30 protein-coding genes and 2 tRNA genes are annotated in these 26,259 nt (G+C 31.0%); 16 read left to right on the forward strand and 16 right to left on the reverse strand.

Annotated features, from left to right (window positions below):
• Positions 1-94: 94 nt before the first annotated feature.
• A complete protein-coding gene (gene gatC / locus HA140_RS01270) occupies positions 95-388 on the forward strand; it encodes an Asp-tRNA(Asn)/Glu-tRNA(Gln) amidotransferase subunit GatC (RefSeq protein ID WP_209039408.1) in 294 nt (97 codons plus the stop codon).
• A gap of 5 nt (positions 389-393) precedes the next feature.
• Here gatC and HA140_RS01275 read toward each other — a convergent pair whose 3' ends face one another.
• Complete coding sequence (locus tag HA140_RS01275; protein WP_308788982.1) at positions 394-1,341, reverse strand: fatty acid desaturase; 948 nt, start codon at positions 1,339-1,341, stop codon at positions 394-396.
• A 241-nt stretch (positions 1,342-1,582) separates the two neighbouring features.
• On the opposite strand from HA140_RS01275, the gene HA140_RS01280 reads away from it, so the two are divergent.
• The 3 genes from HA140_RS01280 to ileS all read left to right on the forward strand — a co-directional run bounded on the left by HA140_RS01280 (position 1,583) and on the right by ileS (position 5,214).
• Positions 1,583-1,664, forward strand: a tRNA-Leu gene (locus tag HA140_RS01280).
• A gap of 72 nt (positions 1,665-1,736) precedes the next feature.
• On the forward strand, positions 1,737-2,186 hold the full coding sequence (locus HA140_RS01285; protein WP_209039409.1) for a hypothetical protein: 450 nt from the start codon (positions 1,737-1,739) through the stop codon (positions 2,184-2,186).
• Between the two features lie 121 nt (positions 2,187-2,307).
• On the forward strand, positions 2,308-5,214 hold the full coding sequence (ileS, locus tag HA140_RS01290) for an isoleucine--tRNA ligase (RefSeq protein ID WP_209039410.1): 2,907 nt from the start codon (positions 2,308-2,310) through the stop codon (positions 5,212-5,214).
• On the opposite strand, the gene HA140_RS01295 is transcribed toward ileS, so the two are convergent.
• Both HA140_RS01295 and HA140_RS01300 read right to left on the reverse strand, forming a co-directional pair.
• On the reverse strand, positions 5,211-5,519 hold the full coding sequence (locus HA140_RS01295) for a hypothetical protein (RefSeq protein WP_245156169.1): 309 nt from the start codon (positions 5,517-5,519) through the stop codon (positions 5,211-5,213). The genes ileS and HA140_RS01295 overlap by 4 nt on opposite strands.
• Positions 5,506-6,129 carry a DUF3177 family protein gene (locus HA140_RS01300; RefSeq protein WP_209039412.1) on the reverse strand — a complete coding sequence of 208 codons (624 nt, stop codon included), beginning with the start codon at positions 6,127-6,129 and terminating at the stop codon, positions 5,506-5,508. The genes HA140_RS01295 and HA140_RS01300 overlap by 14 nt, the downstream gene beginning before the upstream one ends.
• 123 nt (positions 6,130-6,252) lie before the next feature.
• Here HA140_RS01300 and trmB point away from each other — a divergent pair, with 123 nt between their 5' ends.
• On the forward strand, positions 6,253-6,882 hold the full coding sequence (gene trmB / locus HA140_RS01305; RefSeq protein WP_209039413.1) for a tRNA (guanosine(46)-N7)-methyltransferase TrmB: 630 nt from the start codon (positions 6,253-6,255) through the stop codon (positions 6,880-6,882).
• Positions 6,883-6,889: 7 nt separating this feature from the next.
• On the opposite strand, the gene glmM is transcribed toward trmB, so the two are convergent.
• Complete coding sequence (glmM, locus tag HA140_RS01310) at positions 6,890-8,242, reverse strand: phosphoglucosamine mutase (RefSeq protein ID WP_209039414.1); 1,353 nt, start codon at positions 8,240-8,242, stop codon at positions 6,890-6,892.
• Between the two features lie 135 nt (positions 8,243-8,377).
• Between glmM and HA140_RS01315 the strand changes: the two genes are divergently transcribed.
• On the forward strand, positions 8,378-8,923 hold the full coding sequence (locus tag HA140_RS01315) for a thioredoxin domain-containing protein (RefSeq protein ID WP_209039415.1): 546 nt from the start codon (positions 8,378-8,380) through the stop codon (positions 8,921-8,923).
• A gap of 3 nt (positions 8,924-8,926) precedes the next feature.
• Here the strand turns inward: HA140_RS01315 and thyX are convergent, their stop codons facing one another.
• Genes thyX through HA140_RS01330 form a run of 3 tightly spaced genes read right to left on the reverse strand, consistent with a single transcriptional unit; the run spans position 8,927 to position 10,740 of the window.
• Positions 8,927-9,559 carry an FAD-dependent thymidylate synthase gene (gene thyX, locus HA140_RS01320; RefSeq protein WP_209039416.1) on the reverse strand — a complete coding sequence of 211 codons (633 nt, stop codon included), beginning with the start codon at positions 9,557-9,559 and terminating at the stop codon, positions 8,927-8,929.
• Between the two features lies 1 nt (position 9,560).
• Positions 9,561-10,154 (reverse strand): dCTP deaminase, encoded by a 594-nt coding sequence (gene dcd / locus HA140_RS01325; protein ID WP_209039417.1) that lies wholly within the window; start codon positions 10,152-10,154, stop codon positions 9,561-9,563.
• Positions 10,155-10,158: 4 nt separating this feature from the next.
• Complete coding sequence (locus HA140_RS01330; protein ID WP_209039418.1) at positions 10,159-10,740, reverse strand: cob(I)yrinic acid a,c-diamide adenosyltransferase; 582 nt, start codon at positions 10,738-10,740, stop codon at positions 10,159-10,161.
• 200 nt (positions 10,741-10,940) lie between these two features.
• Here HA140_RS01330 and ntcA point away from each other — a divergent pair, with 200 nt between their 5' ends.
• The 3 genes from ntcA to HA140_RS01345 are packed head-to-tail and all read left to right on the forward strand — an operon-like array spanning position 10,941 to position 13,119.
• On the forward strand, positions 10,941-11,675 hold the full coding sequence (gene ntcA, locus HA140_RS01335) for a global nitrogen regulator NtcA (protein WP_209039419.1): 735 nt from the start codon (positions 10,941-10,943) through the stop codon (positions 11,673-11,675).
• Between the two features lie 39 nt (positions 11,676-11,714).
• A complete protein-coding gene (locus tag HA140_RS01340; protein WP_209039420.1) occupies positions 11,715-12,674 on the forward strand; it encodes a DUF3084 domain-containing protein in 960 nt (319 codons plus the stop codon).
• Positions 12,675-12,681: 7 nt separating this feature from the next.
• Positions 12,682-13,119 carry a hypothetical protein gene (locus HA140_RS01345; RefSeq protein ID WP_209039421.1) on the forward strand — a complete coding sequence of 146 codons (438 nt, stop codon included), beginning with the start codon at positions 12,682-12,684 and terminating at the stop codon, positions 13,117-13,119.
• Here the strand turns inward: HA140_RS01345 and HA140_RS01350 are convergent.
• The 3 genes from HA140_RS01350 to psbH form a co-directional block, all read right to left on the reverse strand.
• On the reverse strand, positions 13,100-13,357 hold the full coding sequence (locus tag HA140_RS01350; RefSeq protein ID WP_209039422.1) for a DUF3146 family protein: 258 nt from the start codon (positions 13,355-13,357) through the stop codon (positions 13,100-13,102). The genes HA140_RS01345 and HA140_RS01350 overlap by 20 nt on opposite strands.
• Positions 13,358-13,360: 3 nt before the next feature.
• The gene (gene pth / locus HA140_RS01355; protein WP_209039423.1) at positions 13,361-13,963 is read right to left on the reverse strand and encodes an aminoacyl-tRNA hydrolase; all 603 of its coding nucleotides are present in this window, start codon (positions 13,961-13,963) and stop codon (positions 13,361-13,363) included.
• 142 nt (positions 13,964-14,105) lie between these two features.
• Positions 14,106-14,306, reverse strand: coding sequence for a photosystem II reaction center phosphoprotein PsbH (gene psbH, locus HA140_RS01360; RefSeq protein WP_002805661.1), 201 nt, complete (start codon positions 14,304-14,306; stop codon positions 14,106-14,108).
• Between the two features lie 80 nt (positions 14,307-14,386).
• Here psbH and psbN point away from each other — a divergent pair, with 80 nt between their 5' ends.
• From psbN to HA140_RS01375, 3 genes are all read left to right on the forward strand, one after another.
• Complete coding sequence (gene psbN / locus HA140_RS01365; protein ID WP_011817745.1) at positions 14,387-14,539, forward strand: photosystem II reaction center protein PsbN; 153 nt, start codon at positions 14,387-14,389, stop codon at positions 14,537-14,539.
• Between the two features lie 108 nt (positions 14,540-14,647).
• Positions 14,648-14,776, forward strand: a complete 129-nt coding sequence (locus HA140_RS01370; protein ID WP_002805124.1) for a photosystem II reaction center protein I — start codon at positions 14,648-14,650, stop codon at positions 14,774-14,776.
• A gap of 13 nt (positions 14,777-14,789) precedes the next feature.
• A complete protein-coding gene (locus HA140_RS01375; RefSeq protein ID WP_245156170.1) occupies positions 14,790-16,799 on the forward strand; it encodes a DUF3769 domain-containing protein in 2,010 nt (669 codons plus the stop codon).
• On the opposite strand, the gene leuD is transcribed toward HA140_RS01375, so the two are convergent.
• From leuD to HA140_RS01400, 5 genes are all read right to left on the reverse strand, one after another.
• Positions 16,800-17,423 carry a 3-isopropylmalate dehydratase small subunit gene (gene leuD, locus HA140_RS01380; protein WP_209039424.1) on the reverse strand — a complete coding sequence of 208 codons (624 nt, stop codon included), beginning with the start codon at positions 17,421-17,423 and terminating at the stop codon, positions 16,800-16,802. It lies immediately after the preceding gene.
• Positions 17,420-18,829, reverse strand: coding sequence for a 3-isopropylmalate dehydratase large subunit (gene leuC / locus HA140_RS01385; protein WP_209039425.1), 1,410 nt, complete (start codon positions 18,827-18,829; stop codon positions 17,420-17,422). The genes leuD and leuC overlap by 4 nt, the downstream gene beginning before the upstream one ends.
• Positions 18,830-18,842: 13 nt before the next feature.
• On the reverse strand, positions 18,843-20,117 hold the full coding sequence (locus HA140_RS01390; protein ID WP_209039426.1) for a competence/damage-inducible protein A: 1,275 nt from the start codon (positions 20,115-20,117) through the stop codon (positions 18,843-18,845).
• Entirely contained in the window at positions 20,114-21,385 is a 1,272-nt protein-coding gene (gene glyA / locus HA140_RS01395; protein WP_209039427.1) for a serine hydroxymethyltransferase, read from the reverse strand. The genes HA140_RS01390 and glyA overlap by 4 nt, the downstream gene beginning before the upstream one ends.
• 76 nt (positions 21,386-21,461) lie before the next feature.
• A tRNA-Arg gene (locus HA140_RS01400) sits at positions 21,462-21,535 on the reverse strand.
• An 85-nt stretch (positions 21,536-21,620) separates the two neighbouring features.
• On the opposite strand from HA140_RS01400, the gene HA140_RS01405 reads away from it, so the two are divergent.
• The gene (locus HA140_RS01405; protein ID WP_209039428.1) at positions 21,621-21,872 is read left to right on the forward strand and encodes a hypothetical protein; all 252 of its coding nucleotides are present in this window, start codon (positions 21,621-21,623) and stop codon (positions 21,870-21,872) included.
• A 15-nt stretch (positions 21,873-21,887) separates the two neighbouring features.
• Positions 21,888-22,178 (forward strand): DUF3181 family protein, encoded by a 291-nt coding sequence (locus tag HA140_RS01410; RefSeq protein WP_209039429.1) that lies wholly within the window; start codon positions 21,888-21,890, stop codon positions 22,176-22,178.
• Positions 22,179-22,193: 15 nt separating this feature from the next.
• Here HA140_RS01410 and murJ read toward each other — a convergent pair whose 3' ends face one another.
• Positions 22,194-23,756: a murein biosynthesis integral membrane protein MurJ gene (murJ, locus tag HA140_RS01415; protein ID WP_209039430.1), complete on the reverse strand. Its 1,563-nt coding sequence runs from the start codon at positions 23,754-23,756 to the stop codon at positions 22,194-22,196.
• Positions 23,757-23,827: 71 nt separating this feature from the next.
• Here murJ and sfsA point away from each other — a divergent pair, with 71 nt between their 5' ends.
• Positions 23,828-24,568 (forward strand): DNA/RNA nuclease SfsA, encoded by a 741-nt coding sequence (gene sfsA, locus HA140_RS01420; RefSeq protein WP_209039431.1) that lies wholly within the window; start codon positions 23,828-23,830, stop codon positions 24,566-24,568.
• A 181-nt stretch (positions 24,569-24,749) separates the two neighbouring features.
• On the forward strand, positions 24,750-26,210 hold the full coding sequence (locus HA140_RS01425; protein WP_011862304.1) for an ammonium transporter: 1,461 nt from the start codon (positions 24,750-24,752) through the stop codon (positions 26,208-26,210).
• Positions 26,211-26,259: the final 49 nt, after the last annotated feature.

Here is a 26,259-nt window from a genome sequence, read left to right on the forward strand (position 1 = left end):
ATGTGATTATTTTTTTAAAATATTTGAAATTCAAAGGATATTTAAATAAGTTGTTCTTGATAAACTATTATTTAATAAGAAAGATATTAAACATATGACAAAAATAACTAAAGAGGAAGTAAAAAAAGTTGCTCATTTAGCAAGATTAGAACTTAACGAGAATGAAATTTATAATCATGCACATCAATTAGAAAAGATATTGGATTATATAAAACAACTTGAAAAAATTGATACAGATGATGTCCCCTGTACAACGAGAGCTATAGAGGTTGTAAATGTATTTAGAAAAGACGAAAAGAAAAATTCTGATTGCAATGAAGAACTTTTAGAATTGGGTCCATCGAGAGAAGATAAATATTTTAAAGTACCAAAAATTATTAATGAATAAGTAAGTTAGTTACTTCCAATGAATGTTTTGTTGACTATCTTTAATAAAAATTTTTTTATCTTAAAGCCTGGATATAAATTTATGATTTTTCTTATTTTTCCCCTCTTTTTGCTATGACTCCTTACACCTATTAATAAATCATAAATAAAGTTAAAAATGTCTTCTTTACTTTCAAAAATCCCAACTCTTTGAGGGGAGCCTTTTTTATCCAATAAAGGCTTAGTTTTTTCATAAGCTATTTTGTATTCAAACCAAGGGATCGAAGGCCATAGATGATGAATGAGATGGTAATTTTGTCCCATTATTAATAAATTCATAAATTTACTTGGATAAACTCGAGAATTTATCCATTTATTTCTTGATCGAAATGGTCTATGGGGTAAATAATCAAAAAATATTCCTAAAGTGACCCCTACCATTAATGCTGGTCCAAACCATAAATTATAAATTAAATTCATAAAATCAAATTTCAAACCTGCCAAGATAATTGTTAGGAATATGGATCTTTCAATTCCCCATTGCATTAATTCATATCTTCGCCAGAGTTTTCTTTGAAAGAAAAACACCTCATGATAAAAGAATCTTGGAGCAATTAGCCAAATTGGACCAAAAGTACTGACAATATGATCTGGATCATTTTTGGGGTGATTTACGTGAATATGATGTTGTAAATGAACTCTCGTAAAAACTGGGAAGCTAAACCCTAACAGAATAGCTGAGCCATGGCCCATTGCTTGATTTATCCAAGGAACTGGATGAGCAGCTTTATGACAGGCATCATGAATAACAGTACCTTCAATATGTAAAGCTAAAAAAGCAGTGGCTACAAGTAAAGGTAAAGGCCAAACACCTCTATACCATTGCCATATGCTTAGAAACGCAAGAAAATAACCGCCAAAAAATAAACCTAATGTTGGATTCCAAAAACTTGGCGGATCTACGTAATTTTTAATCTCTTTTTGCCAATTAAATGTTTTTGAAGAAATAGTATTTTTCGTTGTATTTTTACTGGTTAAGTTTGAAATCGTTTCTTTTATTCTTTAAATAATATAACTAATATTTAAGGATGATTGCATGCTTAAACATAAAAAATTTCTTTAAGGAGATTTTTAATTCAAGTTGAATGTGTCAAATTAATCATCTTAAGAAAAAAAATTTTTAAAATAAACCTCTTTCAATTATTATTTTATTTAAGCGGTCGTGGCGGAATTGGTAGACGCGCGAGTTTTAGGTACTCGTATCTTCGGGTGTGGGAGTTCAAGTCTCCCCGACCGCACTTAAAGATATTATGTTAGATAGTTTGTTTATTTATATCAACTTCTTATAATTTAATTAAGTAGTTAATTTAATGAATAGCATTATATTTTATTTGGGAATTTTCTATATCGTAATTGGGACCATTTTTTTATCTGTACCTATAATTTATCTTGAACTAGGCAAACCAAAAGACTTAATAAAAGCTTTTTTAAATTTATTAATAGGTTTGATATTAATTATTAAAAATAAAGCAATTGATGAATCATTTTTTGTAATTTTCCTCTTCTTAACAGTACTAGTAATTTTTTATCTAACAGAGATCTTTTTATCTAGATGGCGCCAATTGACAGATAAAGAAAAGAAAAAATTAATCACCTTTTTGGAATTTAAAAATAACTTTTTGAAAATATTAGAGGCTATTAATATGGGATTTCGAAATTTTATGAAACCTTTTAATTTTTTTAATTTTGGTAGCAAAAATAAAAAAATAACTCAAAAAAAGTGGGTAAGAAATGATAAAAATGATAATATAAAAGTCTGAAATCAAATAAATTAGTTATTTGAAACATTCCAAAAAAAATACAGGTCAACTAAGAAAGAATCTAATAAATTAGATTTATTTAAATAATTCTTTTGATCACTTATATTTCTCATGTCGTAGTATGAAATCTCAAAATAGCAAAGAACAAAAATCAGACTTTTCTTATAAAGAAACTTTAAATTTACTTAAAACTGAATTCTCAATGCGTGCTAACTCAGTTGTAAGAGAACCTGAGATTCAAAATTTTTGGGCTGAAAATAATATTGATTTCCAATTAGGTTCAAGTAATTCTGGCGAAATATTTACATTACATGATGGCCCTCCTTATGCAAATGGAGCTCTTCATATGGGTCATGCCCTTAATAAAGTTTTAAAAGACATAATAAATAAGTACAAAACCTTGAGAGGATTTAGGGTTCACTATGTTCCTGGTTGGGACTGTCATGGATTACCTATTGAATTAAAAGTTCTTCAGAATTTAAAATCTGATGAAAGAAAGAATCTTGACACTCTAAACCTGAGAAAAAAAGCAACAGATTATGCCCATATCCAAATTAATAATCAAATGGAGGGTTTCAAAAGGTGGGGCATATGGGGAGATTGGGATAACCCTTACTTAACTCTAAGAAAAAGTTATGAATCTGCTCAGATTGGAGTATTTGGGAAAATGTTTTTAAATGGCTACATATATCGAGGTCTGAAACCTGTGCATTGGAGTCCAAGTTCGAGGACTGCACTTGCAGAAGCAGAATTAGAATACCCTGATGAACATTATTCAAAAAGTATTTATGTTTCTTTTAAGATCACTAAAGTATCTGAGGAAATACTATTAAATTGCATCGAAGAAAATCTTAATATCAAAAAAGATTTTTTTCAGAAAAATGCTTTCATAACTATTTGGACCACTACTCCTTGGACTATACCTGCAAATGAAGCAGTTGCAGTTAATCCAAAAATAAAGTACGTTTTTGCCATTGATGAAGAGAAACGAATTTTCCTTTTTGCAAAAGATTTATCTTCTGAAATAAGTAAGAAATTTAATAAAGATTTCAAAGTGCTTTTAGAGCTTAAAGGCTCTCAATTGGAAAATATTGAATATCAACATCCTACTAAAAATAAAGTTTGTAGGATTGTTATTGGAGGCGATTATATTACTACAGAATCAGGTACTGGGATTGTTCATACTGCGCCAGGTCATGGGATAGATGATTTTAATGTAGGTCAAAAATATGATTTACCAATAACATGTGTTGTTGATGAAAAAGGTAACTTAAATGAATATTCTGGTCAATTCAAAGGATCAAATGTCCTGAAAGATGCAAATGATTTAATTATTGAATATTTAAAGGGAAATAATTTGCTTCTATTACAAGAAAACTACAAGCATAGATATCCTTATGATTGGAGAACCAAAAAACCAACTATTTTTAGGGCAACAGAACAATGGTTTGCATCTGTAAATGGCTTTAGATCATCTGCTTTAAAGGCAATCGAAGATGTTGAATGGATGCCAGCAACTGGAAAGAAAAGAATTTATTCTATGGTTGTTGGTAGAGGTGATTGGTGTATTTCCAGACAAAGGTCATGGGGAGTCCCAATTCCAGTTTTTTACAAAAAAAATGGAAATGACATTCTCCTTAACAGCGAGATAATTAACCATATTCAAGAACTTTTTAGTGAACATGGGGCAGATATTTGGTGGGATTGGGATGTTAAGAATCTATTGCCAGAAAATTATGTAAAAGAATCGGATCTATGGAAAAAAGGAACAGATACAATGGATGTTTGGTTCGATTCGGGATCCAGCTGGGCTGCTGTATGTGAACTAAGAAGTGAATTAAAGTATCCAGCCGATCTTTATTTAGAGGGCTCAGATCAACATCGAGGATGGTTCCAGTCTTCTTTGCTAACATCTGTCGCAGTCAATAATAAACCCCCATATAAGAAAGTTTTAACTCACGGTTTTGCACTTGATGAAAATGGAAGAAAAATGAGCAAATCTTTAGGCAATGTTGTTGATCCAAATATAATTATTAATGGGGGTAATAATAAAAAAACTGAACCTGCTTATGGCGCTGATGTTTTAAGGCTATGGGTAAGCTCTGTAGATTATTCAGTAGATGTTCCAATTGGTTCGAATATACTAAAGCAACTTTCAGACGTTTACAGAAAAGTTCGTAATACTGCAAGATATCTTCTTGGTAATATTCATGATTATGATCCAAAAATTGATAGTTTTGAAATTGATCAATTACCTATCTTGGATCAATGGATGTTAGGCAGATTAGTTGAGGTTACAGATCAAATATCAAATGCTTATGAAAATTATGAATTTTCAAAATTTTTCCAAATCTTACAAAGTTTTTGCGTTGTAGATCTATCTAATTTTTATTTGGATATTGCAAAGGATAGGTTATATGTAAGTTCTAAATCACAATTTAGGAGAAGATCATGTCAGTTTGTTATGTCAAAAGTTGTTGAAAATTTAGCCGTACTTATTTCTCCAGTACTTTGTCATATGGCTGAAGATATTTGGCAAAATATTCCATATTCAACTAAAGAAAAATCTGTATTTCAAAGAGGATGGCCAATATTTTCGCAGTCATGGAAAAATCAAATTCTTAATGAGCACATTGCAAATTTAAGAAATCTGAGAGTTGAAATTAACAAGGCTATAGAAGGATGCAGGACTAAACAAATAATTGGATCTGCTTTAGAAACTGAAGTTAATTATTTGCCTGAAGATAAAGTTGTAAAAAATTCACTGAGTTTTTTAAAAGAATTTGGCAATCAAGATGTAGATTTGTTTAGGGATTGGCTGATAGTGTCAAACTTCCAGGTGGTATCTGATTTGGTGGAAAATTCTCTGATTATCGATAACAATGTACTTGGGAAAATTCAAATAATAAAAGCTCATGGTCAAAAATGTGATAGATGTTGGCATTATCAAAAAGAAACTTTTAATGGAATCCAAAATACAAAATTATGCAAAAGATGTTCAAATATTATTAATCTTGAATCTACTTAAATCCAGTTTTTTTGATTCAAAAAGAAAACTGAGTTTTGATTTTCTCTTATAAAATTATTTTTTCTTTCTGTTAAAGGTGCTTTATAAAGTTTAAAATTCGTAAGTATATAAGTAAATGCAATAACATTCTTTTCTAAATCTATTTCAATTGGATGTGTTGTTGAGCTACTGAATCCTTTGAAAATAATTATTTCTAATTTTTCTTTGTGATTTTCTTTTACAATGAAACCTTCTAATTTAAGTATCCTATTAGGTATCTCGGAACTTATTTTTTCAAGATTATTTATTAAATTAATTTCTGCCATTTTCGGAAAAGCAAGAGTTTCTTCCATGTCTGGGTAGTTTAATCATTGACCACTGAACCAAGCCCAAAGTATAGATTAATAATGAAAATAATCCTAAGAATTTTGCTATCGGCTGAGTAAATTCAGCTCCGAACAAAAAATTAAATAAATTTTTGATAATTATATAAAAATTTGAAGAGGGCTCAAGCCACATTTCACATGCACCCAAATTAATAAAAGAAAAGCAGGCTAAGTTTTGTAAACTTTGAATTAAGAAATTGAGAGATATAAAAGTTATCGACCATCTCCACACTTTTGTAGTCGTGGTTAGAGAGTAGGACAAATTATATTCTTTTAATTCATCATTAATATCGTTCCAAAACCAAACTGATATTGTCATTAATAATAATGAAATATTTGTAACTAACAGTGCATAATTATATTTTCCTATTAACAGGAAAAGGCTTATAAAAAATAAAAGGGATACTTTCCAATATATCGATAGGAGCTTATTAACAGCTTTGTTTCTCCTTATAGTTGACCATAAAAATAATATAATAGGAATCCCAATAAAGAAAATTATTGAAAGTTGAAAAGAGAGCCAAACTGAAAGTTGATTAAGAACGTTCAAAACAATTTGTTTTTACATACATATCAATTAAACATCAAACTGTTACTTTTTCATATTACTATTGTCATGGTTGTGAATATTTCACATATTTGAATAAGCACAGATTAATAGAATAATAATTTAATGAGACAGCATGTTAATCCTCTAAGTAAATATTTCGATCAAATTGAGAGAATTCCATCTTTGAATGAAATGTTTGATAATTCTAAATTAAATCTTCATATTGATATCGGTTGTGCTTCCGGTGAGTTTTTATTCGATTTAGCTTTAGATAATACTAATTGGAATTATATAGGGATTGAAATTCGTGAGAGATTGATCAAAACAGCTAAATCAAAATTGCGAGAGAAAGAAATTAAAAATTTGTATTTTGTATTTGGAAATGCACATAACATATTAAATGATAATCATAGTAAATTCATAATTAAAAATCTGAAAAGTATTTCCTTCAATTTTCCTGATCCATGGTTTAAAAAGAGACATTATAAAAGGCGTGTAATACAGCCAGAGTTTATTAATATTCTCTCAAATTTAATGAAAGAAGGATCCCTTGTTTATATTAAAACTGACGTAAAAAATTTATTCGAATATATGGATTGCACGATATCAAGTGACTGTAATTTTAAAAAAATAGACAAAAAGTATTTCAATGATTCCGCAAGTTTTAACCCAAATAAAGTTCAAACTAATAGGGAAAAATATGCTCTTGCAAATGAACTTAAAATTTTTGAAAATATTTATGTAAAAACCTGATTCAAAATTAATCAAGTATTTTATTAATTTCCAAACTGAGTTTGTTTGTTATTTCTCTCGATAAAGAATGAACCTGCTTCTCATTTTCAGTCTCTACAAGTACTCGGATTAGGGGTTCTGTCCCGCTAGGTCTTATATAAATTCTAGAACTGTCGGAATAATTAACCTTAATATTTTTTATGGCTTCACCAATTAAGCTTCTAGTTTTTTGCTTTATTTTATTTATATTAGTATCTAAATTAATATTGGTTAGTTTCTGAGGGTAAGGTTTGAAACTACTTTTGAGCCAAGAATTTAAAGTAATATTTTTCTTCTTACAGAATTTAGAAATTTGAAGTGCAGTCAATATTCCATCTCCACAAAAGTTATTAATTTTTGAGAGTATGTGACCTGATTGTTCACCTCCTAAAATTGCTTTTTTTTCCTGAATTGCCTCATAAACGAATTTATCTCCAACATCAGATCTATATAAAATTCCACCAATTTTATTCCATGCCTTTTCAAAACCTAAATTTGCCATTTGAGTTGATATTAGTAAATTATTTGTGAGAATTTTTTGTTCCATAAGTTCTCTACCCCAAAGAAAAAGGATATGATCTCCATCTAATACATTCCCTTTAGAATCAATACCAATTACTCTATCGGCATCACCATCGAAGCTAAATCCCATATCAGCAGCATTCTCGTTTATAGCTTTTTTTAGTGGTTCAAGGTAAGTAGAACCACAATTCATATTAATTTTCAAACCATTTTTTGAGTTGTTTATAACTTTTACATCGGCGCCCAGATTCTGAAAAATTTTTTTTGCACAGGTCGTCGCAGATCCATAACATGTATCTAATACTATTTTCATACCGCTTAAATTCTCTGCCTCCATTGTTTGGATAAGGCTTTGGATATAAATATCCATAAGCTCTTTATTTTCTTTTAAAGAAATTATTTTTGTATCAATGAAATTATTTGTATTTATATCTTCAATTATTTTTTGGATTTTATTTTCAAGATTCGCAGTAATTTTTTGTCCATTATGATCAAATATTTTTATGCCATTATATTCTGGAGGATTATGACTAGCAGATATCATTATTCCACTACTTAGTTGTCTATGTCTAATTAAAAAAGGAATAGCTGGAGTAGGGCAGATTCCAAGATTTATAAATTTTTTACCACTTGCATTTATACCTGATGTGATTGCCTGAAGCAGAATATCTCCGCTAACTCTAGTATCTTTTCCAATCAATATTGGATTTTTATTTTCCAAAGTCAAACCTAAAGCGTAACCAACTTTATAAGCTAAAGAATAAGTTACTTCTTTATTGTATTTTCCTCTTATTCCATCAGTTCCAAAGATTGATTGCATAATTAATATTTAGGAACTAGATATATCCTAATATTATTCATTTATTACATTATCAGTTGATTAAAAAGAAAAAGATTAGCATTCTCTTTATTTATTAAACTTCTTTAATATATTTGAATAAACAAAGTCTTCATAATGCAATCTGAGAGTAGAGAACAACTTTTCAATAAAAACCTGAAAATAATTGTTGTTCTGTTGATTGCTGTTGTGATTAGTTGTTTGATTTTATTTAAAAATCTTTTTTTTCAATCAACTTTTCTTCTTAAGAGTTTTGGAGAATTATCTGTTGATCCTGAAATCGCTTTTGCAAATAATAAGCCAACTTTCCTTGAATTTTATGCTGAGTGGTGCGAAGTTTGCAAAGAGATGGCTCCTAAAGTATCTTCTTTAAAAGAGGAATATGAAAAAGATATTAATTTTGTTTTTTTAAATGTTGATAATCAAAAATGGAATAGTTACATCCGAAAATTTGATGTAAATGGTATTCCTCAAGTTAATCTGTTCGATAAAAAAGGTAATTTAATATCTACTTTTATTGGTAAACAAGAAGAATTAATAATAAAAGATTCTATTGATCAACTATTGAGAGAATCAATATCTCATGAAGAAGTTCTTAATGCTGAATTTTCAGTAATCAAAGAAAAAAACAAAAATATGATTTCTCCTCGTAGTCATGGATAATATTTACCAATCTAGAGATTTTGACACAATTGGAAAACTTTGTTTAAAAATAGACTTGCAATCTTGGGCAATAGACTTATGTTCTTCTTGAGTACCATGAGCTGAACGCAAATGAATGTAATGTATCCATGACCTGCATGATCCTGACATGTAGATTCTCGTTGGAGTTGCTAATGGCAATACAAATCTCGCACATTCTTTAGCTATTCCTTCAGCAAGTAATTCTTCATATAATTCTGAAGCAGCTTTAAAATGTAAAGCAATTTTTTCATTGAATCTTTTTTTTAACTCATTAGGCAGGTCTGGAATAGAATTTTGCCTATTTTTAAAATCTTGTCTTCTTAACTCTGGCAAAGGAATTTTACCCAATTGAGAGCTGTCTGCATATCTCTGTGAAAATTCTTGGAAAGTGAATGATCTATGTCTTAAGATTTGAGCCGCAATTCCTCTGTTGGTTTCTATTTGTAAAGTCATAAAAGACTGTTCAAATACACTCCAATGTTCATTTTTAATGCAATAACTCAATAGTTTTGAGTAATCCTCATTTTTCTGATTATTTGGATTGCTTACTCTAGCGATGTAAGCCATTGTTTTTTCTGCATTAGGAGTTAGCGAAATAAGTTCAACTTTACTCATTTTAGATCTTTGCTAAGGTTACTTTCTCTGGTTGATTTTGATATTTACCTTTTCTATCTTCATATGTTGTAGAACAAGGATCACCTTCAAAAAAGAGTAGTTGGCAGATCCCTTCTTTGGCATAAATTCTGCAATCTGCACCTGAACTATTACTAAACTCCAAAGTTAAGTGGCCTTCCCAACCCGCTTCTGCAGGCGTTGTATTGACAATTATCCCAAGTCTTGCATAAGTACTTTTACCTATGCAAATTACAGTTATATTTTCTGGCACCTTCATCTTTTCTAGAGCCACTCCTAAACCATAGGAGTGTGCAGGGAGAATAAAAAAATCTCCATCATCATCATGGTGAAGAACAGTTTTTTCTAAATTATCAGGATTAAATTTTTTGGGATTCATAACTGTACCAGGTATATGCCTAAAAATTAAGAATTCTTTTGATGAAAGTCTTAAATCATAGCCATAAGAGGAACATCCGTAACTTAAAACTGGATTTTGTTTCTTATTAGGCTCAAGATGCCGGACCAAATTTGATTGGAAGGGATTTATCATCCCTTCAGAGGCTTTTTGATTTATCCAAAGATCATTTTTAAGCATTTTTTTATGAGCGAAGTTGGGTAATTTGGTTGGCCATTAATAATAATTCTTTAGGAATATCTGTACCAGTAAGAATTACATCTCCTGTTATGTTTCGGTTTTCAAGTGTTGAAATCAAGTCATCTTTATCGATAATTTTCATCTCAATTGCAAGAAAAATTTCATCAAGTATGATTTGATCATTTTCACCAGAAAGTAGTTCTTTTTTGCATAAATTCCATAATTCATAGGTAGATTCGTGAATAGATTTTTCTAAATTTTTATTATTTTCGATTTCCTCAGAATGATATTGATCATAGGAATGGGATGATCTTACCCAAGTTAAATTGCCACAAAGTTTTAATTGATTAGCAACCCCTTGTTTAACTCCTCCCTTCATAAATTGTACTAAGAGTACTTTCTTGCCAAGGGCAGCATTCCTGAGACAGTCTCTAATGATGGAGGAATAACTTCCTCTATAAGAAGATTGATAGATTTGGATTTGCCCGTTTTGTTTAAATCTTTTTAAGTTTATTTTGGTAGCAGAACTTATTTTTAACGCATCAGGATTAATTTTGGAATAATTATTAGATGAACTAATTACCATTATCTTAGATTTTTTTCTATATGCAGTATAATTACAATTTATTTACGCTGCATATAGTGTAATTTTACTTAAAAAATATTGAAGAAACTGAAGCTAAAAGAAAGGAGTTTATAAAAAAAACAATAAGAATTCAAAATTGTTACTGTTGCTACAAGATTTTTTGAGGTGTCTTCTTAAATTTTTTAATAGTAAAGTTATTTATGATACCTTCTTCTCGAGGATTAAGCCGCTTGAGTTCGCATCAATCCGGACAAAGTAAAAGTAACTATGTTGGTGAACGTTTTCCAATCAATAAAACTTTAATGGAAGTAATTAAAGGTCTTGAGGGTGCAAGTACAGAAATGGTTGAGAGATCTAAAACAATATTTTTCCCTGGTGATCCTGCTGAGAGAGTTTATCTTATAAGAAGAGGAGCAGTAAGGTTGTCAAGAGTTTACGAGTCAGGTGAAGAGATAACTGTTTCTTTGTTAAGAGAAAATAGTCTCTTTGGTGTTTTATCTCTTCTGACAGGACATAGATCTGATCGTTTTTATCATGCAATAGCATTCACAAGAGTAGAAATGATAACAGCACCTGCAAATTCTGTTTTAAGAGCAATAGAGGAAGATGCATCAGTAGGTTTATTATTGTTACAGGGCCTTTCAAGTAGAATCCTGCAAACAGAAACAATGATTGAAACTCTTACTCATAGAGATATGTCTTCTCGATTAGTAAGTTTTTTAATGGTTCTTTGTAGAGACTTTGGAGTAGCAAGTGAAAAAGGTATTACAATTGATTTAAGACTTTCACATCAAGCCATTGCTGAAGCTATTGGTTCAACGAGAGTAACAATTACAAGATTACTAGGAGATTTGAAGGATTCGGGCCTTTTAGTTATTGAAAGAAAAAAGATTACAGTTTTTGACCCTATAGCTCTTGCGAAAAGATTTAATTGATTCATCATTCATTATGATGTAATGATTGTATGAAAAAATGTGGCTTGGATTTTAATTGTTTTTTTAATATTTCTCGGAGGACTAATTGCACCATTTGGGGATCTTCTTGGTACGAAGATTGGTAAAGCAAGATTTAGTATTTTAAAATTAAGACCAAAGAAAACAGCAACAATCGTAACGATAATAACTGGAGGTTTTATTAGTGCAGTTTCGATTGGATTATTGATCTTAGTAAGTGAAGAATTTAGGCAAAGACTTTTTGTAGATATTCCTTTTTTACAAAAAACTTTAGATGAGAGTAAAAAGGCGCTTATTCCTTTGAAGGAAGAAAGAAAGAGACTTGAAGATAAAATTATCAAAAAAGAAAAGGAATTAAATCAACTAAAAAGTGATGTCAAAGAATTTAGAAGAGGAAATGTAGTTATTAAAAGAGGTCAAACTTTATTTATTGCAAAAGTTACTTCTAATTCAAATATAAAAATAGATTTAGGAAAGATTTATAATAGTGCAGATAAATATGTTCATAAAATTGTAAAGCCTACTAAAAAAGAAATAAAAAATATTCTTTTATGGAGACCTAGTGATATTTCTAAAATTGAAGAAGTAACCTCAAAAGAGGGAGATTGGATCATATTGATTAAATCAGCAACTAATATTTTGAAAGGAGATGATTTTGTTTTTGTATATCCAGAGTTGCTCCAAAATAAATTCATCTTAAGAAGAGGAGAAGTTATTACAAGCGAAATTCTCGAAAGAAAAGATTTTGAGAATAAAAATATTAATTTAGAAATTAAAAATTTGTTGAGTCAAACAAGAGATGAAATTAAGTTACGAGGATCTATTGTTAACGAAATTAAGACAAGAGGGAACTTTATTAACAAAATAAGAGATTCATTAAAGATAAATCAAAACAATAAATATCGATTAGATGTTGTATCTTTACAAGATAGTAAAACTGCTGACCCAATAATTGTTGATTTGAATATCACTAAATTATAAATTTTTTATGTCTAAATATCTATCCATAGATCCTGGTAAATCTAAATGTGGTTTGGTTTTAGCTGAAATAAGTGAAAAAAAAGTTTATAAAGCCATTATTCTTAAAAGCGAATTACTCGAGGGATATGTTAGAAATTTAAATACCTCCGAAAATATATCAAAAATTATTATTGGGAATGGTACAACTAGTAGAGAGATTAGAGGAAAACTAGATTTTTTTAAAAAGGAAATAATAACTTTTGAAGAAAAAAATACTACCTATAGAGCAAAAGCAAGATATTTCGAACTCTTTCCAGTTAGAGGCTTGCAGTGTTTAATTCCAAGGGAGGTTTTTATTCTTAATAAGAATCTCGATGCGATATCGGCGTTGATAATTTTGGAGGATTATTGCAGAATTCAATTTACTTTAAATCAAAATATGGATTTTAAAACTTGGCTGAAATAGTAAATTTATATTCATTTCCTGCTTCTAGTTCATAATCTTTTTTCAATAAAAATCTCAATAATGCATTCTCAATTAAGGCTCTTCCAAGTGGAGGATTCACTAATAATTTACCTTTATTAAAAGACCATGTAAAATCCCATTTAAATTGACTAGCTTCTACTACTCCCTTAATTTGCTTTTTTGAGAAGCAATATTCTTTAATAATCAAATTAGCTATTGTTTCTGGTTTGAAAGGCATTTCTTAAATATGGTCTTTATCAAAAGAATTTAATTCGTTAATTATATATTCTTCTTTTTTACAATTTAGTTGTTCGAGTGATTCTATTACTTTCTTGTAAACTTTATCCAATATTGAGTTTTCTTCTAGAGAAATATTGCCCAAAACATGTGAAATAGTATTGAAATTATTTTTTCCTTTTACAGATTTAGGGGATCCAATACCAATTCTGATTCTATTAAATTGATTAGTCTGCAATTTTTCAATTATGCTTTTAAGACCATTATGTCCACCTGAACTTCCTTTTTTTCTAAATCTTATTTTCCCTAGAGGAAGATCTTTATCATCGACTATTATAAAAATTTGATCTAAATTAATTTTGTACCAATCTATTATTGCTTTGACCGCATCACCACTATTATTCATAAACGTATTTGGTAAAAATAATCTATAAGTCAAATCATTGATTTTAAATTCTGAGCAAGAACTTTTCAATTTATTTTTTAGTATAAAATTCGAATTATATTTTTTTGATAGGTTTTCTAATAGCAAAAAACCTATATTATGTCTGCTTTTCGAGTATTGTTTCCCAGGATTCCCCAAACCTATTAAATATATTTCATTCATGACGAATTTCTAAATCTCTTTTCATTGAGAATTATAAATATTCATTCAAAATATAACTAAGTTAATTAAAACAAAAGTTCTAAAAGTTAAATAAGTAATATTAAATTTATTTTAAATAGACTTTTTAGGGAATTTCGGAAAATTAATTTCCGTTCCAATCTACTGAGAAGCCTTGCAGTAGCAGGGATTGGTTATAAATTTGAAGAAGAATAACTAAAAAAACTAATAGTAACAGACCTATGACTGTCATTACAGGAACTGCTCCCCAGCCAGGTACGACTTTTCCTTGACCAGAATTTCCAATTGCTTTTAAAAGACTTCCTAATGCTGTTTTTTGGCCCATGTTGAATTCACAAAATCGAATATTATTTCGCTATTGTATAAGAACTTATACATAAATTGTTTACAAACTTAGCAAAATTGATGCAAACTTTATCATCCGCTCCAGATCCTGCTGTTTCTATAGCAGTAACTATTCTGGCTTTACTTCTAGCTTTAACAGGTTTTGGGTTATGGACTGCATTTGGACCTAAAGCTGCAAAACTTACAGATCCTTGGGATGATCATGATGATTAGTTTCCACCAAAGTATTTCAAAATTTTCCAAAAATACAAAAAGTAAACCTTTTTCCGTAAATTAAATATAAATTTAATAGGATATAAATCTGTTAGCACACGTAATTCTATGCTTGCCTTAAAAATTTCTGTTTACACTATTGTTTTTTTCTTTGTAGGAATATTTCTCTTTGGATTTTTAGCTAGTGATCCAACTAGAACACCAAACAGAAAAGATTTAGAAAGTCCTCAAGATTAATCATTTAACTTGATTGACTTTGAATTCAGGAATATCAAAAAAATTAATAGTTTCTTTTCTTTTATTTATTAATTCCATACAGACAACAAGATCTGCTGAATTTCATAAAATTAATGAAATTGAAAATAATGAAGCTAATCTTCTAAGTCTGGCTAGAACACTTAAAAATAAAAATATATCAAATCCATTATTAATTAATTATTTTCAGACAATTCCTTTAGAAAAAAAACCTATAGAGGAAAATTCAGAGCAACTTATAGCTGACTTAAATACAAAGCGAGATGAGGTAGTTATCCAATCAGATAAACAGTCTGAAATAAATAATGTTCTATTTGCAGAGGGTAACGTATCTGTCTCATACAAAGGTAAACTCCTTAGGGCTGATAAATTAATTTATGAAAAGCTAAATAAAAAAATTAGTGCTGAAGGAAATATAACTTTGTTTTTTGGTGAGCAAATATTCAAAATGTCTAAACTTGAATACAATTTTAAAAATGAAAAAGGATATTTATTAGACGTAAAAGGCTCTATAAATTCTGATAAATTAATTACTGACTTATCAGAAAATTTTTATGATTCAGATTTTCAAAAGCTTCAAAACTTACTGAATTTTAAAAAAAAGGTAGTTTTAAATACTCCTGATAAAGTGAATAATTGGATTTTTTCCTCTGAAAAAATTAATATTGATGGGGAAAAGTGGAAGAGTGATAAAGCAATATTTTCTAATGATATCCTTCAATTTAAACAAGTAAAAATTGAGATTAATTCATTGGAAGTTCGCTCTTTCAAAGATGAATTAAGATTTAGGTCTTCTTTGAACTATTTAGTTTTAGATGAAAATATTTCAATCCCATTTTGGCTTGGTAATAGAAAGCTTACTAAAGCTGAACAAAACAACCTTGATTCAAAAGCTAGTTGGACATTAGGTTATGACAAGTTAGATAAAGATGGTTTGTTTATTGGAAGAAAACTAAATTCTATAGATTTAGCTGATGATTTTTTTATTGATTTAGAACCACAATTTTTAATTCAACGTTCATTAAATGGATATACAAAGAGTTTTGTAAAGGATGGCGATTCAATAACTGGAGAAAAGAAAGAAAGAGGTGCTGAATTGGCTGACTATTTTGGGTTTGAATCTCAAATAGTAGGGGAGGTTAATAGCTGGGATTTGGAAATAAATAATCAAATTAATTCTCTTGATAGTAATAAATTTCCTGATGCACTTAGATTAAAATCTCTTTTGAAGAAAGAAATTAATTTCTTAAATGATAAATGGGATAAAAGTTTTTATGGAGTTTATAGAGATAGAGTATGGAATGGTTCATTAGGGGAGGCTGAAATTTATTTAGGTTATGGTTCAAAATTAGAAAAGAAACATACTTGGGAAGTAAATGGCACTACCAATTTTGAAGTTTTGTCTTTAGGTTTAGCGCATTTAAAAGGAGAGGAGTTAATTAGTAAAAACTTAGTTGGTAGTCTAAAAGGTAATTTGTTTTACTCTTTAGATAAAAACATTCCATTAAGTGTTGATAAACCTAAAAATAAAACTATTGATAGTTCATATGAGTATATCTATGAGCCAATTCAAAAGGGACTTAGCCTAAATACAAGAATGTCAGCATTATATTCCCTATACGATGATGGAAAACATCAAAAATATATTGGTTTGGGTTTTGGTCCAGAATTAATTTTAGGTAATTTCCAAGATAAAGCCTTTGACTATACAAGAATTAGTATTTTTCCTTTTTATAAATTTAAAAATGGAGAAAGTGTATTTAAATTTGATCAAATATCTGAAAAATTGACTTTAGATATTGGTTTTGATCAACAAATTTTTGGACCAATAATTTTTGAGAGTAATGGGACATTAAACTTAGATGGTGATTCTAGTGACTACGGAAAATTTATAGATTCTAAAATATTAGTTAATTGGAAAAAAAGATCTTATGAATTTGGTATTTTTTATCAACCTCATAATCAAGCAGGAGGCGTTTCATTTAATCTCTTTGGATTTAAATAGCTACAATATTGGAGTATTAAATTTTAAATAAGGTAAATCATTTAATTTTTCTTCAATAAGATTTTCATTTTCAAGAAGTGTCGAAGTTGCATCCCATTCCCCTGATAAAAACATTTTTTTTGAGCTTTCCTTAATCTCAAGATTAAAATTAAAATCTTTTGATTTTGCTAAAGAATTGTTCAGATCAATTTCTAAAAATAAAAATTGATTATCGCAATAGTTTTGTATTTCTTCTATGGATGTTTTAGGCAGCGTAAAACATGGGATTCCAATTGCAATACAGTTGCCGTAAAAAATATCGGCGAAACTCTCTCCTATGATTGCTTTTATGCCCCATCTCATAAGTGCTTGGGGGGCATGTTCTCTGCTGGAACCACACCCAAAATTGCTATTTACAATTAGTATATTGGCATTTTTGTTTTCCTCTAGATCGAAAGGATGCCTTCCCTTTAAAGTTTTTCTGTCGTCCTCAAAAACAGATTCACCCAATGAATCAAAGTTAACACACTTCAAGAAACGCGCTGGAATTATTCGATCTGTATCAATGTCGTTACCAATCAAGGAAATACATTGCCCGTTTATTTTTTTAATTTTTCCAATTGGTTGGAGATACTTGGATTTCATTGGTTGATAAATTCTCGAACGTCACTGACTTTGCCATTAATTGCAGCAGCAGCAACCATTGCTGGACTCATGAGTAGTGTTCTCCCGCTGGAAGATCCTTGTCTACCCTTAAAATTTCTATTACTAGAACTAGCACTAACTTGATTACCTATTAGCTTATCTGAATTCATTGCCAAACACATTGAGCAGCCTGGTTCTCTCCATTGAAATCCAGAATCCTTAAATATCTGATCAAGACCTTCTTGTTTTGCTTCTTTGGCAACTTTTTCTGAACCAGGCACTACAAATGCTTTTACATTCTTAGATACTTTTTTGTCTTTTAACACTTTAGCTGCAATTCTTAAGTCACTGATTCGCCCATTTGTGCAACTGCCTATGAAACAAACTTCTACTGGAACATCTTTTATTGATTGTCCTGGCTTAAAACTCATATATTCATAAGCCTCTTCAGCAACTAATTTGTCATTTGGGGATAATTCATCTAAAAGGGGGATCTGTTGATTAATGCCTACACTTTGTCCCGGAGTAATACCCCAGGTAACAGTCGGTTCTATTTTAGAAACATCTATTTTAATTACATCATCATAAATTGAATTTTCATCGCTTTTTAGTGATTGCCACCATGTGAGTGCTTTCCCCCAATCCTCATTTTTTGGTGCGCATAATTTGTTTTTTATATAACTAAAGGTCTTTTCATCAGGGTTTATATAGCCGCATCTTGCTCCTCCCTCAATAGACATATTGCATATGGTCATTCTTTCTTCCATTGATAATGCGTTGATCGCAGGCCCTCCGAACTCATATGCAAAACCCACCCCAGCCTTTACACCTAGTTTATTAATAATATGAAGAACTAAATCCTTAGCATAAACACCTTTAGATAGTTTATTCTCACACCAAATTTGCCTAACCTTTAACTTGTTCATGGCTATGGTTTGTGTAGCAAGAACATCTCTTACTTGGCTTGTACCTATCCCAAAAGCAATTGAACCAAAAGCTCCATGAGTTGAAGTATGTGAATCTCCACAAGCGATTGTCATTCCTGGCTGAGTTAGCCCTAATTCTGGTGCTACTACATGAACTATTCCTTGATTACCACTACCAATATTAAAAAATCTTATTTTATGTTCTCTGCAATTCTTCTCAAGTGTTTCAATCATCTGTTCAGCGAGCTTATCTTTAAAAGGCCTGCTTTGATTATCTGTTGGAACAATATGATCAACAGTGGCAACGGTTCTTTCAGGGAATTTTACTTTTAAGTTTTTGTCTTTTAAAGCGCCAAATGCTTGAGGACTCGTAACTTCATGAATAAGATGAAGACCAATAAATATTTGATCAGATCCTCCAGGAAGACTTGAAACTTTATGTAAATCCCAAACTTTATCAAATAGGGTATCTTGACTCAATTTTTAAAAATAGTTACTCTCTATTTGATAATAGGATTAATCTGAGGCTGTTCAAACACACATTTACACTTAGTGTTTGAATTTCTATTCTATTTCGCGTTGAATTGAATAGTTTTTTTATATTCGATATATGATTATTCGGTCCTGAAATTGAGATATAGACAAGTCCAACCGGTTTATCTTGACTGCCTCCGTTAGGACCAGCTATTCCACTAATTGCTATTGCCCAATCTGCTCCTAATTTTTCTTTTACATTAATTGCCATGGCCTCACAAACTTCTTCAGAAACAGCTCCATATTTTGTAAGCTTTTCTTCCGAAATATTTAGTAATGAATTTTTTAGCTCATTACTATATGAAACAATACTACCTTGAAAAACTTGAGATGAGCCTGATATTGATGTTAGTGATGAAGATAGAAGTCCTCCGGTGCAGGATTCAGCAAAAACAATAGTTTGGTTCCTCTTGGTTAATTCTTTTATTAAAACGCTAGGAAGAGTATCATTATCCTCTCCAAAAATAAATTTCGAAAAGTCTCTTTTTAATTTTTCTTTTACAGGTTTAATTATATTTTTTGCTTCTAGGTCATTCTTTGCTCGCGCTGTGATTCTGAGTTTAACTTCTCCTAAGTTTGCATATGGAGCAACAGTTGGGTTTTTAAGATGTAATAGATCGTTAATTTTTTCTGCAACGCTAGATTCTCCAATGCCTGCAAATTTAAGAGTATTTGAAAAAAAGGAATAACTATCTGAGAATTTGGTTTTAACAAAATCATATGCCGTCTCTTCCCACATGGTTTTCATTTCACTGGGTACTCCTGGGAAAGTAAGAATAGTAAATCCTTTTATTGGTTCCCAAATCATCCCCGGGGCAGTGCCTCTAGGGTTATTAATTATCTGAGCATTTTTTGGGAAGAAACATTGTTTCCTTAAGATAGAGGAATCGTCCTTTAGCTTTGAGTTTGAGAGTTTTTGTTTAATTTCATCCCATAAGTGCGGTCTTTCAAAAAGAGATACATTAAAAGATTTGGCTATTGCTTCAGTAGTTAAGTCATCTGGGGTTGGTCCCAAGCCACCCGTTGTAATTAAAAGATTACTTCTTTTTGATATTTCTTGAATTATTTTTATAATTCGATCACAATTATCACCTACAGTTGATTGCCTAAAGTGGTTCAGGCCTAATTGAGACAACTGTACGGAAATCCATTGAGCATTTGTATTTATGATATTTCCTAAAAGTAGCTCCGTCCCAATAGAAAGAATTTCAACTCCCCTGGAATTAGGACTCATTTGATTGATGCTTCGAGTTTGCCTTCATAAAGAGGAAAACGATCACATAATGATAATACTCTTTCTTTACATTGACTTTCGATCTGTGAATCGTTTGGGTTAAGTAATCTATCAGCAATAATTTCGCCAACCTCAGCAAAAGCATTCTCATTAAAGCCTCTAGTAGTTAACGCGGCAGTACCAAGCCTAAGTCCGCTGGTCACAAAAGGTGATTCAGGGTCAAATGGAACAGTATTTTTATTCGCAGTAATATTCACTTCGCTTACGAGCAAATCAGCAATTTTACCAGTCATATTAATACTTCTTAAATCGAGTAAAACAATATGGTTATCAGTGCCTCCGCTCACGATATTGATACCTCTATTTATTAAAGTTGAAGCTAGAACTTTGGCATTTTTTATTACTTGTTGGGAATAATTAACGAAATCTGGTTGTAAAGCTTCGCCAAATGCAACTGCTTTAGCGGCAATAATATGTTCTAAGGGCCCACCCTGTGTTCCAGGGAAAACAGCTTTATCAAATTTCTTTCCAAATTCTGCATCTTTACACAAGATAAGACCCCCTCTAGGGCCTCTTAATGTTTTATGAGTCGTTGTAGTTACTACATCACAATAAGGAATTGGATTTGGGTGAAGTTTACTTGCTACAAGACCAGCGATATGAGCAATATCAGCCATTAAGAATGCACCCACTTCATCTGCAATATTTCTAAAAGATTCGAAATCGATTGTTCTTGGATAAGCAGAATATCCGCATATGATCAATTTTGGTTTTGTTTCTAGTGCTAACTCTCTTATTTCATCAAAATTTAATTCACTAGTTTCCTTATTTACACCATAGTGAACTGCGTTGAACCACTTACCACTCATGTTTACGGGAGATCCGTGAGTAAGGTGTCCACCATGAGATAAATCCATCCCCATAATTGTGTCGCCAGGTTTAAGTAGACTTAGGAAAACAGCAGCATTCGCCTGAGCTCCACTGTGGGGTTGAACATTAGCCCAATTTGCATTAAATAATTTTTTCGCTCTCTGAATAGCTAATTCTTCAATTTCATCAACAAATTCACATCCCCCGTAATACCTTTTTTGGGGTAATCCTTCGGCGTATTTATTAGTAAGGACGGAACCTTGAGCCTGCATGACGGCATTTGATGCGAAATTTTCACTTGCAATTAACTCAAGATGAGTTTCTTGTCTATTTTTTTCTGAGTGGATAAAATCAAATATTACTGGATCACTTTCTTTAAGATTTTGAAGGATATTCATTGAATTTGATAAGTAATATTCATAATATAGACGATATTTTTAGAAAAATATAAAAAGAATATTTCAGAATTTTAAACGCGCCTGGAGAGATTCGAACTCCCGACACCCTGATCCGTAGTCAGGTGCTCTAATCCACTGAGCTACAGGCGCATAATTATGTAATATCTCTGTTGCAGGGTCTCTTAGTCAACTAGATTTCGGGTAAAATATCTATTGTTAACAATCTATTATTAATATGCCAATAAAGTGGTATGGAAATGGTGATTTAGAAGATCCTATCTACAAACATTTTTCTCGAATAGTAAATTTTGTCATTCACTGTATGATATTCACTGCGATTGTAAGTGGCACATGGCTTTTAAAAGAAATTAAATATGAAATTATTTATTTTAATAATTTTGCAATTTTCTGGTCAGTTCTTTTGTTCTCTCATTTGGTTTTCGTGATTATAAAAAAACCTAAAGATACTTCAAAACAATCAAGTTAAATCAATTTTATATTCATGAACTCTCAAATACGAATAAGTGATCTAGAAAATATTATTTCAGAAAAGGTTTTTATAAAGATAGAAAAGTGGAATTTGTATCTTGGAGATGCTGGTCTAGCTAGACATCTTGCCATTGAATGTATAAGCAATAAAGAACGAGGCCCATTAGAGGCTGCAAAAATAAGTTTGAAAGCCATCAATGTAAAAGTAGGAGATGGTGTTAAGAGTATTCCACTTATTAATTTAATCACTTCCTCACAAATTCTAGAATTAGAGGAGATTTTGGAAAATTTTTTTGAAAACTAAATCTTTTTTATAAACTCAATATTTATTTACTTTGAAATATTTTGTAAGTAAATAATAAATTACAAAAAAAGTTAGAGATCCAAATATTAATAATAAGAATTCTCCGAGATTTGAATTGGAGTTATTCATAGTTTTGAGAATAGTAAAACAAAATGTGCTATCTATAAAAGCTGCTAATGACATAAGACTGATTTTCCTGAATAAATCCAAGTTAGGTAAATGGATATCTTCATTTCGCAGATTAAAAGAAAGCAAAATACAAACTATAAAGTTGACTATTACTGAAGATAAAATTATTCCTACAACTCCAAAATTATATGGAGAAAGATTCCCAAAATTCTTAATTGGGCCACCAATTAAAAACCAATCAAAAAAAATGTTAAATATTATCCCTGCAAATGAAGACTTAAAAGGAAAGTTTGTTTTTTCTATTGAATAGTAAGTTCTTACTAATAAATCTCTATATAGATAAAAAGGTATGCCAACTGCATAAGCAATTAATATTTTCTTTACTTGTGAGGCCGCTGAATAATCAAAAGATCCTCTTTGAAAAACTAATTGTACGATTTGATTATTGAATGTTATGAAAAATCCGGCTAAAAAAATAGAAGTCAAGAAACACAACTCTATTCCAGATATCAATTTTTTTTTGAGACCTCTATCGTCTTTATCACTTCTCAATTTGGAGAATTTTGGAAGTAATGGCAATATCAAAGAGTTAGATAATATGCCTAAGGGGGCTTGTACAAGAAAGTTTCCGTAAGCCAGTCCAGATGCTGCTCCTTGAAAACTTGAAGCGAAAAACATATCTATAAAAACATTAATTTGACTTAGACCTGATGAGATAGATGCTGGAATAATAAGTTTGAAAATCCTCCTCTCTTCATCTATAAATGAATTGAAAGATGAATCTAATCTCAAGAGGCCGATTTTATTTATTTCCCAAATTTGAATGACAAACTGAATAAAAGTTCCTATTAAAGTTGCAAAAGCAAGTAATCCCGTCTTGGCAAGTAAATTTGAAGATGTGTTTTCTTGGTTGAAACTCAAAGAAAATAAAATAAAAAAAATAATAGATAAGCTTGTTATGGCTGGACTTATACTTGATAAAAAGAATCTTCTTCGAGAATTTAAGGCGCCAAAGCTTAAACCTATGAATCCAGATAAAGGGATACAAGGTGTAAGTATCTTTAATTGATAAGTGGCAATAACTTTAGCTGCGTTACTTATATTGGGGGCTAATAATTCAATTAATAAACCGGAATTAAAATAAACTAGTACAGCTAAAAATAATAATAATATTGAAAGTTTTATACTTACTTGAGTTAGAACTATTCCTCCATTTTTTTTGTCAAGAGGGGTTAGAACTGCAACTACTGCATTATGTAAAGGGCCATTAATTCCTCCAATGATTATTAGCAAAAAACCTGGAATTATATAGGCATAATTAAATGCGTCGTATGTAACCCCAACCCCGAAAGCTGCAGCTATCAAGATTTGTCTTAGGCATCCAGCTAATTTACTAAGACTAGTACCAAATGAAATCGAAAAAACATTATTTTTTAAAAATGAATTCATTTAGCTTTATCTGAAATTTTTCAAGATGATGAAGTTTCAATTATATTTGATTTTTAATTAAAGACATATTTATGAATGATCGGATAATTGAATTTGATCCATTAATTGAAGGGGTTTTAATCAAGAGGTATAAAAGGTTTCTTGCAGATATAAAATTAGAAAGCGGAAAGGTAGTAACTGCTCATTGTGCTAACACTGGCCCAATGAAGGGTCTTTTGAGTGAGGAAGCAAAAGTAAGAATAAGTGTTTCCTCTTCTCCAACAAGAAAATTACCTTTTACATTGGAACAGATATGTGTATTAAATACAAAAAATGAAGAGGTTTGGGTGGGTATTAATACTTTATTTGCAAATAAGTTAATCAAAAAGGTTATTGAGAAAAATTTGCTAAACGAAATAATAGGAGAAATAGAGACAATTAAATCAGAAATCCCCTATGGAAAAGATAAAAAAAGCAGAATTGACTTTTTTTTGACTACAAAATCTTCAAATCCTGATAAACGTAACATTTATATTGAAGTAAAAAATACGACTTGGATTAAAGAAAATGTAGCTCTTTTCCCAGATACAGTAACGAAAAGAGGCCAAAAACACTTAAAAGAATTAAAAGAACTGATTCCTGAAAGTAAAAGCATTTTAGTACCTTGTATAACTAGAAAAGATGCAGAATTTTTTACTACTGGAGATGATGCAGATCCCATATATGGCAAGCTTTTTAGAGAATCTTCTAGAGCAGGCATGATTACCATCCCTTGTTCGTTTGTATTTCATAAAGATCACGTAACATGGAATGGAATTAAACCTTTAAAATAATTAAAAAAACTTGATAATTTGAAATTCTAAAAAAATAATTTTCAAATCTAACAAATAATGTTTTGGGGTGCAACTATAAAATTGGTATAAACAACTACTAGACACTGATAAGTTTTTTGAATAAATTTAAATTTGAAAGGAAACAGTACAAACTGTTTTTTTGCAGATCTAATTTTTTTTTATGACCACTGCTTTGCAAACGCCTCAAAGGCGCTCTAGGTCCAAATTACAAGATGCAAGTCTTGTTAATGGACCTATGCTCCTTTTGAGGAGTATTCGAGGATTTAGTTCAAACCGCTCTATGTTGTGGCTTGCAACTGTTCCCCTAGCTTTGTTTGGTTTAGGTATTTTTAATCTTTCAGCTCATGCAGCTGATTTACCTGAGTTGAATGCAGCTTTTCTTGCTAACAATTTATGGCTTTTGATCGCTACTATTTTGGTGATCTTCATGAACGCCGGTTTCGCTATGGTTGAGGCAGGTATGTGTCGTTCTAAGAACGCAGTAAACATCCTTGCTAAAAACCTCTTTGTATTTGCTCTAGCTGTAACTTCTTATTGGTTTATCGGCTATTCATTAATGTACGGAGGAAGCGTTGCTGACGGATGGCTTTATTTTGGAGGCTTATTTTTTGATCCAACAGTTACCGCTGATATGGTTACTGACGCTGGATTAGTCCCAACTGTTGATTTCTTGTTCCAGTCTGCATTCGCAGGAACTGCGGCAACTATCGTTTCCGGTCTTGTTGCTGAAAGAGTTAAATTTGGAGAATTTGTTGTATTTGCTGTTGTATTAACTGCATTTATATATCCAATTGCTGGTAGCTGGAAATGGAATGGTGGTTGGCTTGATTCCTTAGGTTTTGTTGACTTCGCTGGTTCTTCAATTGTTCACTCAGTTGGAGCATGGGCAGGTCTTGTAGGAGCTATGCTTCTTGGACCAAGAATTGGCAAATACTCTGATGGGAAACCACAAGCTATGCCAGGACACAATATGGCCATAGCTACTCTAGGTGCATTAGTCCTATGGATAGGTTGGTATGGATTTAACCCCGGTTCTCAACTTGCTATGGATCAATGGGTTCCATATGTTGCTGTAACAACTACTTTGGCAGCAGCAGCTGGAGCTATTGGTGCAACTATTGTTTCAACATTAACTTCTGGTAAGCCTGATCTTACAATGATAATTAACGGAATCCTTGCTGGTTTGGTTAGTATCACTGCTGGTTGTGGTGATATGACTCTTGCTGGAGCCTGGTTCGCAGGACTAGTAGGTGGGATTATTGTTGTATTTTCTGTCGCAGCACTTGATGCCGCTGAGATTGATGATCCTGTAGGTGCATTCTCTGTTCACGGAGTTTGTGGTGTATGGGGTACTGTAGTTATCGGTCTTTGGGGTACAGCTGTACAAGGTGATGGAGCAGGTATGGGATTGTTCAATGGTGGAGGTATAACCCTTCTTCTAGTTCAAGCTCTTGGTGCCGCAGCTTATGCTATTTGGACACTAGTTACTTGCTGGATTGCCTGGTCTGTAATTGGAGGATTATTCGGTGGAATCCGAGTATCTGAAGAGGAAGAGACTCAAGGCTTAGATATAGGAGAGCATGGAATGGAAGCATATCCAGACTTTGCATCTGCTAAATAATCTAACTGAAAATTGATTTAAGAAACCTGACTTATGTCAGGTTTCTTTT

Origin of the sequence: Prochlorococcus marinus CUG1417 (assembly GCF_017695975.1) — a bacterium.
GTDB classification, from domain to species: domain Bacteria; phylum Cyanobacteriota; class Cyanobacteriia; order PCC-6307; family Cyanobiaceae; genus Prochlorococcus_A; species Prochlorococcus_A marinus_AG.